This is a genomic window from Roseixanthobacter psychrophilus, from assembly GCF_043195195.1.
In the GTDB taxonomy this organism is placed as follows: domain Bacteria; phylum Pseudomonadota; class Alphaproteobacteria; order Rhizobiales; family Xanthobacteraceae; genus NCEH01.
The window spans coordinates 1-13,382 of sequence record NZ_JBAFWT010000070.1 but is presented as its reverse complement, the minus strand read 5'-3'; the positions used below and the strand labels follow the sequence as shown (position 1 = coordinate 13,382).

The window sequence follows — 13,382 nt, the reverse complement described above, 5'->3', positions numbered from 1 at the left end:
ACGATCTCGTCGATTAGCGTCCGCACGATGCGTTTCCTTGCCTCTGGTGTCACGCCGGCGCTCGTCCATGCCCTTTGCAGATCGGCACCGAGCATCATCAGCGGCTCGCGATCGGCAGGCGTCGGCTCGGTAGCGGGTGATTTCGTCAGTTCCTCCAGCTCCGCCTCCAGATCGCGGGCGACAGTCAGTCGCTCATTCCATCGCGTCTCCAACTCGGCGGCGACGAGGCGGTTGTCGGGATCGACAGCATCATGTTGGCGACGCGCGTGGCCGACCTCGTAGCGAGCCTGTTCCAGCGCCAACTCGACCTGTCGTTGCTTGTCCTCGCTTGCACGGCTGTGGACAGCCTGTGCCGCGAGCGCGGCCTCGATTCCGAGCGGTTGTAGGCGCACGATGACCTCGGCACCGACATCCCGGTCAATGCGCATGCCTCCAAACGAGATGCAGCGATCGCCGCCGTGATTGATAAAGCCACCCTGACAGTGATAGCGGCCCGTATTGCCATTGGCGCCAGAGTAAGCGACGTGCAGCTTGCGTCCGCAATGACCACAGCGCAGCAGGCCGGCGAGCAACGCCTCACCCCGGCGCAGCGCACCGCGGCTCATGGGGTTCTTGCCATTGGCATTGTCCGCAATCAGGCCCAGGTTCCTCTCGTAGTCTGCCCAGCTCAGATAACCCTCGTGGTGGTTCGGAATCAACACCTCCCAGTCTTTGCGCTCCTTCTTGAAGCCGCGTACCACCTTTTTGCGGCCGGCTTCAATACTGACGCGGCTGCCAGTGCGTCCGAAGGCATAGGCGCCGGCGTAGATCGGGTTGGTCAGGATGTGCAGGACCGTGTTGTACACCGGCAGCTTCCACTCGATCAGGCGGCCCTCGGCGCTGTAGGTGACCGCGGGCAACGGGATACGCTCGTGCCTGAGCCAGAGGTGCACCTGGCGCACCGACTGCATCTCGGCGAACTTGGCGAAGGCGAGCGCAATCGCCTCTACAATGCGCCGATCCGGATCCATCTCGATTCGGTTGTTGCCGATCCGCACGTAGCCGATGGCAACCGTCATAAACAGCTCGCCGCGGCGCGCCTTCTGCTTCAGGGCCTCAAGCGATCGCTGGCGCAGTACCGACAGCTCCATCTCACTCATGGTTCCCTTCATGCCGAGCAGCAGTCGGTCGTTGGGATGGAGAGGATCGTAGACGCCGTCCTCGTCGAGGATGAGCGTGCCGACGAGACCACAGAACTCGAGCAACGTGTGCCAGTCGCGGCCATTGCGAGCAAGTCGCGACGCCTCGATCGAGACCACGGCGCCGACGCGTCCTTCGCAGATGGCTGCCAACAGCTTCTCGAAGCCGGGCCGCGCGACACCACCACCGGAGCGGCCGAGGTCGTCATCAATAACGGCGACATCGCTCCAGCCGAACTGTCGCGCCCGATCGGCAAGACCGTACTGGCGGCGCTGACTCTCCAGGTTGTTGGCGACCTGATCGGCGGTCGACTGACGAATGTAGACGATGGCCTGACGGCCGAGGTGCTCAGGCGTGATCTTGGTCATGCGCGGCCTCCTTCGTCGCCGGATCGTCGGATTGCGCTTTTTCCACGCAAGCGGCGACCGCTTCGGTCAGAAGGCACTCGATCAGGCGGAGCAGCTCGCTCCTCTGCGCAACTGGAAAATCCGTCAGCGTTCGATCCGCCTCGAACAAGTCTCTCTGCTGGTTGTATCGTGGGCGCATGATCGCCTCCTCGCGGGGCCGATTCCCCGTCGGAGAAGGCTAGAAGCGTATCGAGGCGCGCGCGCAACTCGATGAGCCGACCGACCGATATCCGAGGGCACGCCGTGAGAATGGCAGAGCTTGCCACTGCCTCCGCCATCCAGGACGGGATCAGAGCGAGCGTCCCGTCGGGCTGAACCACGACCAGGTGATCCTCGCCTGCGAATCTCCGCTGGAACATGACCGGCACCATCTGGCCGCATCGAGGATGAAACGGATAGTGGATCCGGACCTCGAACGCCGGACACCCGGCATTGTGACGCTGTCTTGACTGGCGTCGGCAAGAGTTGGCTGGCTTGTGCGCTCGGCCACAAGGCCTGTCGCGATGGGCGCTCTGTCTTCTATCAACGGGTTCCACGCCTCTTCGAAGCCCTGGCACTGGCCCGCGGCGACGGTCGACACGCCCGCTTGCTCAAGACCCTCGGCCGCGTCGAACTGCTGATCCTCGACGACTGGGGTCTGTCGGTGCTCGCTCAAAGCCAGCGCATCGATCTGCTGGAGATCCTTGAGGACCGCAACGGGCGAGGATCAACCATCGTCACCAGTCAGGTCCCTCCCGATCAGTGGCACGAGGTTATAGGCGATCCGACCCTGGCAGACGCCATTCTCGATCGCCTCGTGCACAACGCCCACCGCCTCAACATGACCGGAGAAAGCATGCGCAGGATGACCGGACGACGCGACCTTGACGCCGAGCAAAACACCTGACTCCATAGCCGCGTCGGTCAGGCTCCAGACCGCCCACGATTACGTGGAATCGGTGCCCACCATCGCGTGGAATACGCGCCCACGATCACTGGAATGCGCAAGATGATCTTCAACAGATCGCCTCGACGCCCGCGGAAGCAGAAGATGTGGCCGCCGAGCGGATCGCGCTTCAAGACCTCCTGCGCCACCAGCGCCAGGGAGGCGAACCCCTTCCGCATGTCCGTGTGGCCGGTCGCAAGCCACACCTTCACGCCGACCGGAACCGGGATCACCTGAGCGCCTCAAGGCCGCGCGCGAGGGTCAATACCGTATCGGCATCCACCGCGCCCTCGACTATGATGCGCGGACCGCAGCGCAGCACGATCTCGACCCGCCCCGGCGTCGGCGCGGCGACCGCCAAGGCCGGCGGCGCTCCCGCGCCCATCATCCGGGCGTCTTCACGCCGGTCAGTCTCGGGCGTCACCATCATCGGGACAAAGCCTGAAGGTGCCGCGCTGGGCTCGACGAACAGCGCCCGCCGCCAAGCCAGCAATTGCGAGCGCGCGATCCCATGCCGCCGCGCCGTCGCGGAGATCTGGCGCGGACCGGCCATGCTCTCCAGCACGATCCGCTCCTTCTCGCCCTCGCTCCAGCGGCGACGACGCCCAGTCTCCACCACGTCGAGGCGGCTCAAGACACTGTCAGTATGGCTGTCCATACTCACAATGCCCAACGATTTGCATCACTCAGCGCAAGGCGGCCCTCGCCGGATGCGTACGGCGGACACGGCCTATCGCTCGGCGAAGAACGAGAAGATGCTCGCCGGGCGCGGGTTCGTGTCGCGCATTCACCGCAAGAAGCCCCAGGGCAAGCCGATGCCCGAGCGCACGCGCATCGCCAACGCATAGAAATCGAAAGTCCGCTCCCAGGTCGAGCACGTCTTTGCGCATCAGAAGGGGCTGATGGGGCTCGTCGTGCGAACCATCGGCCTCGCCAGAGCCAGAGTGAAGATCGGGCTCGCCAACATCGCCTACAACATGCGCCGGCTGGTCTGGCTGCACAGCAAAATCGCCTCGCCATAGCCGAACGCGGGCGGCCACGGCCGCTGCAAACCACCCAACCGCATCAAATCGCCCAGCGCAACCGGGCCGAAACCCCTCATCTACCTCCGATCGCTCCAAATCATCGGTTGTTGGAGGTGTCCAATTGCATCGCCGCCTTCAGCATAATCGCCGTCGGGGAATACACGCGTGATCAAGGGGAAGAACTGGCGCGAGACCTTGAGCAGCGGACCGGCGCCGTCGCGGTCCTGGATGCTGGCGGGGTGCAGCTCGAGCACGAGGGCGCGGCCCGACGAGCGCATGAAACTCCAAGTTGGTGTCAGCAAACCTCTTGGACATGCGGACGTCAGTCACTCAACTCCTTTCGAAATCGCCTCTAAGCACATTGCTGCGCCGATCACAGCTGTGCAATTACCCTTTCGAGCTGAGCGCGAACCTGTTGGGCAGCCAGTTTCAGCTCTGGGTTATCGATCGCCTGCATGGATGCCACCGGATCGATGGCGGCTACTTCCGTTTGCCCGCCGCCGGCATCGCGGACCACGACGTTGCAGGGCAGCATCGTGCCGACCTTGTCTTCTAGCTTAAGGGCCTCGTATGCCAGAGCCGGATTGCAGGCCCCCAAAATTCTGTAGCTGGGAAAATCGATTCCGATCTTCTTCTTCAACGTCTCCTTGACGTCAATCTCGGTGATGATGCCGAAGCCCTCCATTTTCAAGGCATCGATCGTCCGCATTACGGCCTCATCGAATGTGATGGGCAGCATTTTCCCCAGATAGTAAGACATGATGTCGCTCCTTATCATCTATTGTTGAAGAACAGGTACTTGGCGAGCGCTGCAATGCCGAGAACGACAAGCACCACGACCAGCAACCAACCCCATCCCATATCCCACATCATCGAGCCGCTGCCGTTCATGATTCCGTTCATCATCGTCCCCCTAGCGTGTCCGCGGGCTCGGACGCCCGCTCGCTCATTCCATCGCTTCTGTCAGACCGACCATTTCCGAACGATTAGAATCGCCCACCCCACGCAAGAACTGCCTGCAGGATATCGGCAGCCCACCCTCATCTGGGTTGCGCCGCCGGGTCCGAAAGGGGTCTCGGGTCGCCGAATTTGCACCGTCGGCGACGTCCTGCGGACACAAGGCGTCATATCCGAACCCGATCGCTTGGCGCAGCGCTATTGGGCGGGCATCATCATGAGTTGCTGCTCCTGCATCATCTGCTCCATCATCTGCTGCATCATACTCATGCGCTGCTGCATCAACTGCATCTGCGAGGCGATGTTGGGATCTGTGGTGACGCCTCCTTGATTCTGTCCCATCATGCCGCCCATGGCGACCATTTGCTCTTGCATCATTTTCATGTGCTCCCTCATGAGCTTCTGCCGCTCAGCGGGAGTCTTCGCCTGCTGAGCCTGGCCCATCATCATTTGCATCTGCTGGAAACGCTGCTGCATTTGTTCTGGAGTGGTATGTTGAGCCGCGTAGGCTGCGGGAATGGCGAGCGCCATGAATGCGGCGGCAGCAAGAAGACGGTAGCGTTTCATGGTCGACCTTCCTTTGTTGACTGCGGTAACGTTGGCTAGGTACGTAGCTCATTTGCTTCCGATCAAAGCGAAACGAGAGTACGGCAAGAAGAAGGCATCGAGAAAAACGAGCTCACTCCTATCCCTCTACGCCGCCCGGCAAAAGCCGGTGTAAATTTAAGCCCGCAACATCACAGCATAATGAAGCTCCCTTTGCATTTCGAACGAGTCCACAAAGAAATGACATGCGATTGCCTATAAAGACGTCACTCGCCGAGCGAACCGGGGGAGCTTGGTCGGCGTCCCACCTTAAGGCAGCCTTAAGGGTCCGTTGGTCGCCGCGCATGACCCGTTCACCCCATCAGCGTCCGTCCGCTACGGTAGAGGACGTAAGCCGCGACCGCGAAGATCAGGACGGCGAAGATGCGGTTGAGCGGGTTCTTGCGAGCCGACAGGCGATTGGCCAGCGTCATGCCCAGAAGGCCGCCGACAATACCGCCAGCAATGAACTCGCTGGCCACCGGCCTGTCGGCGAGACCAGAGACGGCGAGGTTGATCGCCGTCGCAAGACCGAAGCTGCCCACGGCGGGAAGCGAGGAGCCGACCGCCTTGATCATCGGCATACCGGTGGCGAGCATCAGGCCGGGCATGATCAGGAAGCCTCCGCCGATCCCGAAGAAGCCGGACGCTATGCCGGCGGCGAAGGAGACCGCGCCAGTGATGAGAGGCAGGTCCGCAAGTCCGCCGGCCGTTCCGACGCGGCGTTCTCGCGGCGCGACTGCAGCATCATCGCGCCGACGGCCAGCATGACGAGGCCGAACAGAAAGAGAAGCCGGTCGCCGTCGACAAGCTGGACACCTCCAAAAACCCGGGCAACTCAGCGCTTGATATGATTCACTGGGCCATGAAGCCGAGGGGGCGGTCATGGCGAAGGGAATGCCGGGTTTTTTCGATATCGACGAGCGGTTGAAGGACCTTTCGGCCACCCGGGTCTCCGGCCATGCCGAGCGGATGGCGGCGGTCGAGATGGTCAAGGGCATCACCTCGGCGTCAGGCACGCGGCGCGTGACGGTCGGGGCCGATCGTGGCTTCGACGCCCGCGACTTCGTCGAGGACATGCGCGAACTCGGCGCCACACCGCACGTCGCGCAGAACACGTCGGGGCGCCGATCGGCGATCGACGGGCGCACGACACGCCATCCCGGCTACGCGCTCAGCATGAGGGTTCGAAAACGCATCGAGGAGGTGTTCGGCTGGGTCAAGGCGGCGGCCGGGCAGAGAAAGACCAAATTCCGAGGGCTCCCGAAGGTGCGTTTCGCCTTCACCTTCGCCGTGGCCGCCTACAATCTCGTCCGATTGCCCAAGCTGCTCACCGAATGAACGAGGAAAGGGGCAGAAGGCCACGGCTCGGACGGCAAAGCCAGCCAGATACCCGGCCGAGCCTCCAGCCAAAACCGACGATCACGAAAAACAACGCCGGCACACAGGGGCTATTTCATCACCCTGCTAGAGCGCGATCCGATCAAATTGACTCAATTTGATCGGTGAATCGCCCTCTCACTTGAGGATAGAGAACGCGTTGTCCGATCAGCTTGCGATGCAAGCTGATCGGCGCGTGCTCTGGGCGTCTAGCCCCGCCGCTCGCGCCAGCCGAGCCAGGCGAGGGCGAGGACCGCGAGGGCGAGCCACGGCAGCAGCACGGCGTTCATGATCTGCCAGCCGAGAAGATGAAGCATGGCGCCGGCGCCGAGCGAGGTCGCCACCCCGACGATGAAGATCACGAGGTCGTTGGCCGCCTGCGCCCGCGCGCGTTCCTCCGGCGCGTAGCATCGCGTGAGCAGCGTCGTGCCGCCGATGAACAGGAAGTTCCAGCCCACGCCCAGCAGAACCAGCGCGGAGGCGAAGGCGAGGAATTGCGTGCCCGACAGGGCGATGAGAACATGACCCGCCAGCAGGAACGCACCGGCCAGCATCACCTTGAGCACCCCGAAGCGGGAGATCAGCGCGCCGGTGAAGAAGGACGGCAGGAACATGCCCAGCACATGCAGCTGGATCACCGTCGCGGCGGCCGAAAGGTCGTGATGATGGTGCAGCATGGCGAGCGGGGTCGCCGTCATGGCGAGGATCATCACGCCATAGCCCGTGGCCGCGCCGAACAGGGCCACGAGATAGCCGGGCTGCCGGATGATCGCGCCCAGCGGCCGCCCGCCGCCCGATGCGCTCTGCGCGGGCCGCGGCACGTCCACGGCCTGCAGGAGACCCGCTGCCAGCAGCGAAACGACGGCGAGGATCAGGAACGAGCCGGCATATTCCGCCGCCAGCAAGGGACCGCCGAAGCGCCCGAGGATAGGTCCGGCGATGGCGGCCACCACCCCGCCCGCAAGAACGAAGGAGATGGCGCGGGGGCGGAAGGCGTCGGTGGCCACCTCCGCCGCGGCAAAGCGATAGAATTGCGCGAAGGCCTGGTAGGTGCCGACGAGGCCCGTCCCGAGGCAGAGCAGCGGCAGCGACGCATAAAAGATCCCGAGCGCCCCCAGGAGGCCGCCGAGGGTTCCCAGCACGGCGCCCGCCACGAAGCCGATCCTGCGCCCCACGCGGGCCATCCACAGGGATGCCGGGGCGATGCCGATCGCCGTGCCGAGGAACATGGCCGCGACCGGCAGCGTGGCGAGTTCCGGCGCGGGGGTGATGGCGGCGCCGGCGAGGCCAGCGACCGTCATCACCATGACCGATGCCGTCTGGAACAGCGCCTGGGCGGCGGAGAGCAGCGCGACCTGCCGGATCATGCGGCTTCGCGGCATCGCCTGCGCAATGGCGGGTGCGGTCATCAGAACACCAAGACTTTGTCGGCCGAAACGGTGATGGCCGAGAGTTCATCCATGGTGCTGCGCCGGGTGCCGGGCGCCACATCGGTATCGGTGAGGCCCCGGGCGTCCATGCAGGTGCCGCACAGAAGCACCTCGCCCTTGCCGGCGAGGACCCGCTTCAGCATGCGCTCCGCATTGTAATAGCCGTCCGGCGTCTTCTGGCCCGCCTTCGCGGCGGCGACCGCATCCGCCATGAGGAACACGGTGACCCGGTTTCCCGCATCCTGCTTTTGAATGCCGGCGGCGAGCCGCAGGCCGTTATAGACGCGCTCCGTGCCGTAGGGCGGATCGTTGAGAATGAACAGCGCGTGCATGTCCGACTCCGTCGGTTCCCCACGATGCCCTCGCGGCATGGCCAGGATAATCTTACGTTCAAATTATCGCTTGAATGATGTATCGTTACCATCATGTGCAAGTCAACGGATCCCAAACGCGCATTGTTCGCCGAGCTGGCCGCGGTGGCGCGCGCCCTCGGCCACGAGCACCGCGTGGAGTTGCTGGAGCACCTCGCCCAAGGCGAGCGTAGCGTGGAGGCGCTGGCGCGGCTGACCGGGCTCTCCATGGCCAATGCCTCCCAGCACCTGCAGCAGTTGCGTCGCGCGGGCCTGTTGGATGCCCGCCGCGACGGCAAATTCATCCTCTACCGGCTGGCGGACGACGGGGTCGTCCAGCTCATGTCGGTGCTGCGGCAGACGGCGGAACGCAATGTCGCATCCGTCGGTGCTCTGCTTGCGCGCTATTTCGACGGGCGGGACGGGCTTGAGCCCGTCGGTCGCGCTGCCCTTGTGGACCGCGCGCAGGCGGGCCTCGTCACGGTGATCGACGTGCGGCCTCGCGAGGAGTTCGACCTCGGCCACGTGCCTGGAGCCGTCAGCGTCCCGCTCGAGGAACTCGATGCCCGCCTCGCCGAGTTCGATCCAGCGACGGAAATCGTCGCCTATTGCCGTGGCGCCTATTGCCTGCTCGCCGTGGAGGCTGTCGCGCGCCTGCGCGCCAGGGGTTTCTCGGCCCGCCGCATGGAAGACGGCATGCCGGAATGGCGCGCCGCAGGACTGCCGGTCGCGGCGGGCTGACGCGACGCCATCCCCCGAAGTCCAAACCAAACAAAATGGGAGAAACGCCAATGTTCAAAATGCTATCGGGCGTGCTTGCCTTGGGGCTCCTCGCGGCCGTGCCTGCGGCGCCGGCAGCCGCCCTGGACCTTCCCGGCCCGCTGGTGTCGAGCGAATGGCTCGCAGCCCACCAGGACGAGGTCCTCGTCCTCGACGTGCGCAATGACGACACCAGCTACAAGGAAGGCGGCCACCTCATCGGCGCGGTGCCTCTCGACTTCCGCAAGGCCCGTGGCACCACCACCGAACGCGGCGTGGAAATCACCGACATGAACCTCCCGCCCGAGGCGTTCTCGGCGCTCATGCGATCGGCCGGGGTGAACGACGATACGCCGGTCGTGCTCACCCACCGCGGGCGGGGCCCGGACGATGCGGGCTATGCGGCCTACGTCTACTGGCAGCTCAAATATTATGGCCACGACAAGGTCGCCATCCTCGACGGCGGCACGACGAAATGGGTGGCTGAGAACCGCGAGGTGTGGGGCGAGGACGAGGCGGCGCAGACGGGGAATTTCAACGCCCGGCCTGCGCGGCGTGAATTCCTTGCCGACACGGCCCAAATGGAGGCGCTCCAGAAGCGCAAGGATGCAGGCATTCTCGACGCCCGGTTCTTCAGCTTCTATGTGGGCCTGGAGAAGCGTCCGAACATCGCGAAGGCGGGCCACATTCCCGGCGCGACCCTCTTTCCGTTCGATGCAAACTTCGCTCCCAACGGCACCTATCGCCCGAAGGAGGAACTCGCCCGCGCCTATATGGCCGTCGGCCTCGGCCCGCAGCAGGCGGTGGGGGCCTATTGCAACACGGCCCATGTCTCCGCCATCTCGTGGTTCGTGCTGCACGAACTGCTCGGCTACCGGGACGTCATGCTCTATGACGGCTCCATGTTGGCCTGGAGCAAGCACGGCCTGCCCGTTGAGACGCAGCTCAGATAACGAGGCGGACGGAGCCGATACCCTTGGGGCTTTCCGACCTCTCCCTCGAACTGAAACAACGCACAGCGAAGTCCCTCGCGCCACGGCAACCTGACAAGAGCTATACGGTGATGTTCGGCGAAGGGCCCGGCTCTCGCCGGGTCATTGACGGCCACATCCGCGGCGGGCACCGGCCCTTCGACGTGCGCCAGGGCGAGCGGGCGGAGATGACCTTCATGAACCCCACATCCATGATGCACCCGATGCACCTGCACGGGCATCATTTCCAGGTGGTGGGCATCGGCGGACGGCGCTTTTCCGGGCCGGTGGGCGATACGGTGATCGTTCCCGCCCATGCGCCGGTGACCATCGCCTTCGACGCGGGCCAGAAAAGGCCGTGGTTCCTCCACTGCCACCTCTGCCACATGGGGGGCCCCCGGCATGATGACGCTGGTGCGCGCAGCGTAACGGGGCGAGGGCGCATGAGCCCTTGTGGGCGCCGATCGGGTTCGTCAAGTTGAGAGCCATGATGCATGCTCCGGCTCAAGACACCGATAAGCGCCCGTCGATTCCGAAAACCGTCTGGGCGCTCGGGTTCGTGAGCCTGTTCATGGATATCTCCTCGGAGATGATCCACGCGCTGCTGCCCCTTTTTCTCACCGCGACCCTCGGAGCCAGCGTGGCCGTGGTGGGCCTCATCGAGGGAGTGGGTGAATCCACCGCGGCCATCGTGAAGGTCTTTTCCGGCTACCTGTCCGACCGCATCGGCCGGCGCAAGCCGCTGATCCTCATCGGCTATGGGTTGGGCGCCGCGTCGAAGCCGTTCTTCGCCCTCGCTGGCGCACCGGCCATGGTGTTTGCCGCGCGCTTCGCCGACCGTATCGGTAAGGGGATCCGCGGCGCGCCGCGGGACGCGCTGGTGGCCGATGTCACGCCGCCTTCCATCCGCGGGCGCGCCTACGGGGTGCGCCAGGCGCTCGATACGGTCGGGGGGTTCCTCGGCCCGCTGCTCGCCATCGCGCTGATGGCGCTGTTCGCCGACGACATGCGAACGGTATTCTGGTTCGCCCTCATCCCCGGCGCGCTCGCGGTGGCGTGCGTCATCCTGGGGGTCGAGGATCGCGCCATCGGGGAGGAGGGCGCCACCGGCCGTCCGCCGCCGGTGCGGCTCGCCGATCTCCGGCAGTTCGACGGCGCGTTCTGGGGCGTCGTCGCCATCGGCGTGGTGTTCACCCTTGCGCGGTTCAGCGAAGCCTTCCTCGTGCTGAAGGCGCACGACGAGGGCCTGCCGCTGGCCCTCGCGCCGCTCGTTCTCGTGGCCATGAACGTCGTCTATTCGCTCGGCGCCTATCCCGCCGGCGCCTGGTCCGACCAGGCCTCGCCCACGCGCCTGCTGCTGGTGGGGCTGGCGGTCCTCATCGGCGCGGACCTGATGCTGGCCTTCGCGCCGGGGCTGTCGGGCGCCTTTCTCGGCATCGCCTTGTGGGGCGCACACATGGCGCTCACGCAGGGCCTGCTCGCCAAGCTGGTTGCCCAGCACGCGCCCGCGACGCTGCGCGGCTCCGCCTTCGGCCTGTTCAATCTCGCCACCGGCGTCGCCATGCTGGTGGCGAGCGTGGTCGCGGGGGTGCTGTGGGAGCGGATCGGCTCCGCGGCGACCTTTGCCGCAGGGGCCGGTTTCGCGGTCCTCGCAGCCCTGCTGGTGACGGTGTCCGCCCTGACGCGCCGGGCGGGGCGCGACGACCCTTCTCCTGGCGGCGCGCACCTCCCCTGAGACGACCCGGCCCCAGGCCGGGCGCTGCCGCGATGGTGAACCGTCCCCGCGAAGGCACGTGCCGCACCGAGATGGCGCAAGGCGAGGACGAACAGAGCAAGACTGACTCCGTAGCCCAGGAAGCCGATGACGCCCGCCGCGAGTAGAATGACGGCCGAGGGAAGGCCGGCGCCGCTGGCAAGAGCGATGAGCAGGTTGATGGCACCCGCGACCAGCCCCTTCAACATGGCGATCTGGACCGGATCGGCGGATGAGAGCTTGCGCGTCAGGTTGTTGTCGATCCCCCAGCACAGGCAGGCGCCGGCGATCAGCAGCGCCCCCCATTGCAAGGACAGATGCCCCTCCCACGACAGGAGGACGGCACCCGCGAGGATGGCGAACGCACCGAGCAGGAGCCGCCGGTCCACGTTCTCGCGGAACACCAGCCAGACGATGCCCATGGTGGCGAGGCCTTCCAGGTTGAGCAGCAGCGAGGCCGACGCCGCGTCGGTGAGGGACAGGCCGAACATGAGCAGCAGAGGAGCAAGGAGGCCTCCGGCGACGATGACCAGGGCAAGCCAGGGCATGTCCATCCGCCGCAGCGGCGCCTCGACGGCTGGCAGCCGCAAAGCGGCTCGGGACAGGTGCACCGCGGCGAGGCCGAGGCCGGCTCCCAGATAGAGCAGGCCGGCCATCATCCAGGGATCGACGGAACCCAGAAGGTGTTTGGCGAACGGCGTGCTTGCGCCGAACAGGCCCGCCGAGGCCAAGGCGAGAAGGATACCTGTTTGCATCATTCCGACAGTCTCACCGATACCAGCCGACTTGGCCTGGGGGCGTCAACGTGCGTGATGCCCCCAGGCGGGACCAGCCATTGTTTCACAGGATGGCCACGCAACCGCGGTGCTAACGCCACAGGTATTTGATGAGCGCGGCGATCCCGAGCACGACAAGGACGAGGATGAGGAGCCCGACCAGCCCCATCCCCCACATGCCGCCGTCCATCATGCCATCGTAGTTCATCATCGTGTCCTCCTCATCCGAGTGATGCACGGCGCAGGCGCAGGGCATTGGTGATGACGCTCACCGAGGAGAGCGCCATGGCCGCCGCGGCGATGATCGGCGACAGCAGGAGGCCGAATGCCGGATAGAGCACACCGGCGGCGATCGGCACGCCGGCCGCATTGTAGATGAAGGCGAAGAAGAGGTTCTGGCGGATGTTGCTCATGGTGGCGTGGCTCAGCTGCCGGGCGCGGGCGATGCCCTGAAGATCGCCTTTCAGCAGCGTCACGCCGGCGCTCTCGATCGCCACGTCCGTGCCCGTCCCCATGGCGACGCCCACGTCCGCCGCGGCGAGCGCGGGGGCATCGTTGACGCCGTCGCCCGCCATGGCGACGATCCGCCCTTCCTGGCGCAGCCGGGCAACCACCTGCGCCTTGTTCTCCGGCAGGACCTCGGCCTCCACCTCGTCGATGCCGAGCCTGCGCGCCACCGCCTGCGCGGTGGTCCTGTTGTCGCCGGTGAGCATGACGACGCGGACGCCGGCTGCCCTGAGGGCCGCCAGGGCGGCGGGCGTCGTCGCCTTGACCGGGTCGGCGATGGCGATGAGGCCGCCGACGCGCCCGTCGACCGCGACGAAGATGACGGTGGCGCCGTCGCCGCGCAGCGCCTCGGCCTCGGCCGAAAGCGCCGAAAGGTCA

13 protein-coding genes and 6 pseudogenes are annotated in these 13,382 nt (G+C 65.5%); 7 read left to right on the top strand and 12 right to left on the bottom strand.

Annotated features, from left to right (window positions below; genetic code table 11):
• The 3 genes and pseudogenes from V5F77_RS27200 to V5F77_RS27190 form a co-directional block, all read right to left on the bottom strand.
• A partial coding sequence (locus V5F77_RS27200; protein WP_429008212.1) for a recombinase family protein occupies window positions 1–1,547 on the bottom strand: 1,547 nt, incomplete at its 3' end.
• Window positions 1,528–1,695 carry a hypothetical protein gene (locus V5F77_RS27195; protein WP_429008214.1) on the bottom strand — a complete coding sequence of 56 codons (168 nt, stop codon included), beginning with the start codon at window positions 1,693–1,695 and terminating at the stop codon, window positions 1,528–1,530. The genes V5F77_RS27195 and V5F77_RS27200, both read right to left, overlap by 20 nt.
• Window positions 1,696–1,789: 94 nt before the next feature.
• A pseudogene (locus V5F77_RS27190) lies at window positions 1,790–2,122 on the bottom strand (DUF5372 family protein); the annotation flags it as partial.
• Here V5F77_RS27190 and V5F77_RS27185 point away from each other — a divergent pair.
• Window positions 2,035–2,472 (top strand): annotated as a pseudogene (locus V5F77_RS27185) (ATP-binding protein); the annotation flags it as partial. The pseudogenes V5F77_RS27190 and V5F77_RS27185 sit on opposite strands and share 88 nt — an antisense overlap.
• 17 nt (window positions 2,473–2,489) lie before the next feature.
• Here V5F77_RS27185 and tnpB read toward each other — a convergent pair.
• Both tnpB and tnpA read right to left on the bottom strand, forming a co-directional pair.
• Window positions 2,490–2,744: an IS66 family insertion sequence element accessory protein TnpB gene (gene tnpB / locus V5F77_RS27180; RefSeq protein WP_429008211.1), complete on the bottom strand. Its 255-nt coding sequence runs from the start codon at window positions 2,742–2,744 to the stop codon at window positions 2,490–2,492.
• Window positions 2,741–3,169, bottom strand: coding sequence for an IS66-like element accessory protein TnpA (gene tnpA, locus V5F77_RS27175; RefSeq protein ID WP_429008210.1), 429 nt, complete (start codon window positions 3,167–3,169; stop codon window positions 2,741–2,743). The genes tnpB and tnpA overlap by 4 nt, the downstream gene beginning before the upstream one ends.
• A gap of 61 nt (window positions 3,170–3,230) precedes the next feature.
• Between tnpA and V5F77_RS27170 the strand changes: the two are divergent.
• A pseudogene (locus tag V5F77_RS27170) lies at window positions 3,231–3,533 on the top strand (transposase); the annotation flags it as partial.
• 376 nt (window positions 3,534–3,909) lie between these two features.
• Here the strand turns inward: V5F77_RS27170 and V5F77_RS27165 are convergent.
• From V5F77_RS27165 to V5F77_RS27155, 3 genes and pseudogenes are all read right to left on the bottom strand, one after another.
• The gene (locus V5F77_RS27165; protein WP_394025880.1) at window positions 3,910–4,296 is read right to left on the bottom strand and encodes a DUF302 domain-containing protein; all 387 of its coding nucleotides are present in this window, start codon (window positions 4,294–4,296) and stop codon (window positions 3,910–3,912) included.
• Between the two features lie 395 nt (window positions 4,297–4,691).
• Window positions 4,692–5,060 (bottom strand): hypothetical protein, encoded by a 369-nt coding sequence (locus tag V5F77_RS27160; RefSeq protein ID WP_394025878.1) that lies wholly within the window; start codon window positions 5,058–5,060, stop codon window positions 4,692–4,694.
• A gap of 332 nt (window positions 5,061–5,392) precedes the next feature.
• A pseudogene (locus V5F77_RS27155) lies at window positions 5,393–5,916 on the bottom strand (sulfite exporter TauE/SafE family protein); the annotation flags it as partial.
• A gap of 95 nt (window positions 5,917–6,011) precedes the next feature.
• Here V5F77_RS27155 and V5F77_RS27150 point away from each other — a divergent pair.
• Window positions 6,012–6,419: pseudogene (locus V5F77_RS27150) on the top strand (transposase); the annotation flags it as partial.
• A gap of 248 nt (window positions 6,420–6,667) precedes the next feature.
• On the opposite strand, the gene V5F77_RS27145 reads toward V5F77_RS27150, so the two are convergent.
• Window positions 6,668–7,867 carry an MFS transporter gene (locus V5F77_RS27145; protein WP_429008209.1) on the bottom strand — a complete coding sequence of 400 codons (1,200 nt, stop codon included), beginning with the start codon at window positions 7,865–7,867 and terminating at the stop codon, window positions 6,668–6,670.
• Window positions 7,867–8,220, bottom strand: coding sequence for a DsrE/DsrF/TusD sulfur relay family protein (locus V5F77_RS27140; protein WP_429008208.1), 354 nt, complete (start codon window positions 8,218–8,220; stop codon window positions 7,867–7,869). Before V5F77_RS27140 ends, V5F77_RS27145 begins: the two co-directional genes overlap by 1 nt.
• A 93-nt stretch (window positions 8,221–8,313) precedes the next feature.
• On the opposite strand from V5F77_RS27140, the gene V5F77_RS27135 reads away from it, so the two are divergent.
• From V5F77_RS27135 to V5F77_RS27120, 4 genes are read left to right on the top strand one after another with little or no spacing between them, the layout of a single operon-like run.
• Window positions 8,314–8,979, top strand: coding sequence for an ArsR/SmtB family transcription factor (locus V5F77_RS27135; protein ID WP_429008207.1), 666 nt, complete (start codon window positions 8,314–8,316; stop codon window positions 8,977–8,979).
• A gap of 50 nt (window positions 8,980–9,029) precedes the next feature.
• Window positions 9,030–9,950 carry a sulfurtransferase gene (locus V5F77_RS27130; protein ID WP_429008206.1) on the top strand — a complete coding sequence of 307 codons (921 nt, stop codon included), beginning with the start codon at window positions 9,030–9,032 and terminating at the stop codon, window positions 9,948–9,950.
• 23 nt (window positions 9,951–9,973) lie between these two features.
• On the top strand, window positions 9,974–10,450 hold the full coding sequence (locus V5F77_RS27125) for a multicopper oxidase domain-containing protein (RefSeq protein WP_429008205.1): 477 nt from the start codon (window positions 9,974–9,976) through the stop codon (window positions 10,448–10,450).
• A gap of 8 nt (window positions 10,451–10,458) precedes the next feature.
• Window positions 10,459–11,703, top strand: coding sequence for an MFS transporter (locus V5F77_RS27120; RefSeq protein ID WP_429008213.1), 1,245 nt, complete (start codon window positions 10,459–10,461; stop codon window positions 11,701–11,703).
• A 47-nt stretch (window positions 11,704–11,750) separates the two neighbouring features.
• Here V5F77_RS27120 and V5F77_RS27115 read toward each other — a convergent pair.
• Window positions 11,751–12,479 (bottom strand): annotated as a pseudogene (locus V5F77_RS27115) (DMT family transporter); the annotation flags it as partial.
• A 239-nt stretch (window positions 12,480–12,718) separates the two neighbouring features.
• Window positions 12,719–13,382, bottom strand: a 664-nt coding sequence (locus tag V5F77_RS27110) for an HAD-IC family P-type ATPase (protein WP_429008204.1), incomplete at its 5' end; no start/stop codon positions are given.

Bases quoted from the DNA above. Each gene is read 5' to 3' on its own strand.
- V5F77_RS27130 (WP_429008206.1), top strand. From the start codon at position 9,030: ATGTTCAAAATGCTATCGGGCGTGCTTGCCTTGGGGCTCCTCGCGGCC.
- V5F77_RS27160 (WP_394025878.1), bottom strand. From the start codon at position 5,060: ATGAAACGCTACCGTCTTCTTGCTGCCGCCGCATTCATGGCGCTCGCC.
- V5F77_RS27120 (WP_429008213.1), top strand. From the start codon at position 10,459: ATGCATGCTCCGGCTCAAGACACCGATAAGCGCCCGTCGATTCCGAAA.
- V5F77_RS27135 (WP_429008207.1), top strand. From the start codon at position 8,314: ATGTGCAAGTCAACGGATCCCAAACGCGCATTGTTCGCCGAGCTGGCC.
- V5F77_RS27145 (WP_429008209.1), bottom strand. From the start codon at position 7,867: ATGACCGCACCCGCCATTGCGCAGGCGATGCCGCGAAGCCGCATGATC.
- tnpA (WP_429008210.1), bottom strand. From the start codon at position 3,169: ATGGACAGCCATACTGACAGTGTCTTGAGCCGCCTCGACGTGGTGGAG.
- V5F77_RS27165 (WP_394025880.1), bottom strand. From the start codon at position 4,296: ATGTCTTACTATCTGGGGAAAATGCTGCCCATCACATTCGATGAGGCC.
- V5F77_RS27140 (WP_429008208.1), bottom strand. From the start codon at position 8,220: ATGCACGCGCTGTTCATTCTCAACGATCCGCCCTACGGCACGGAGCGC.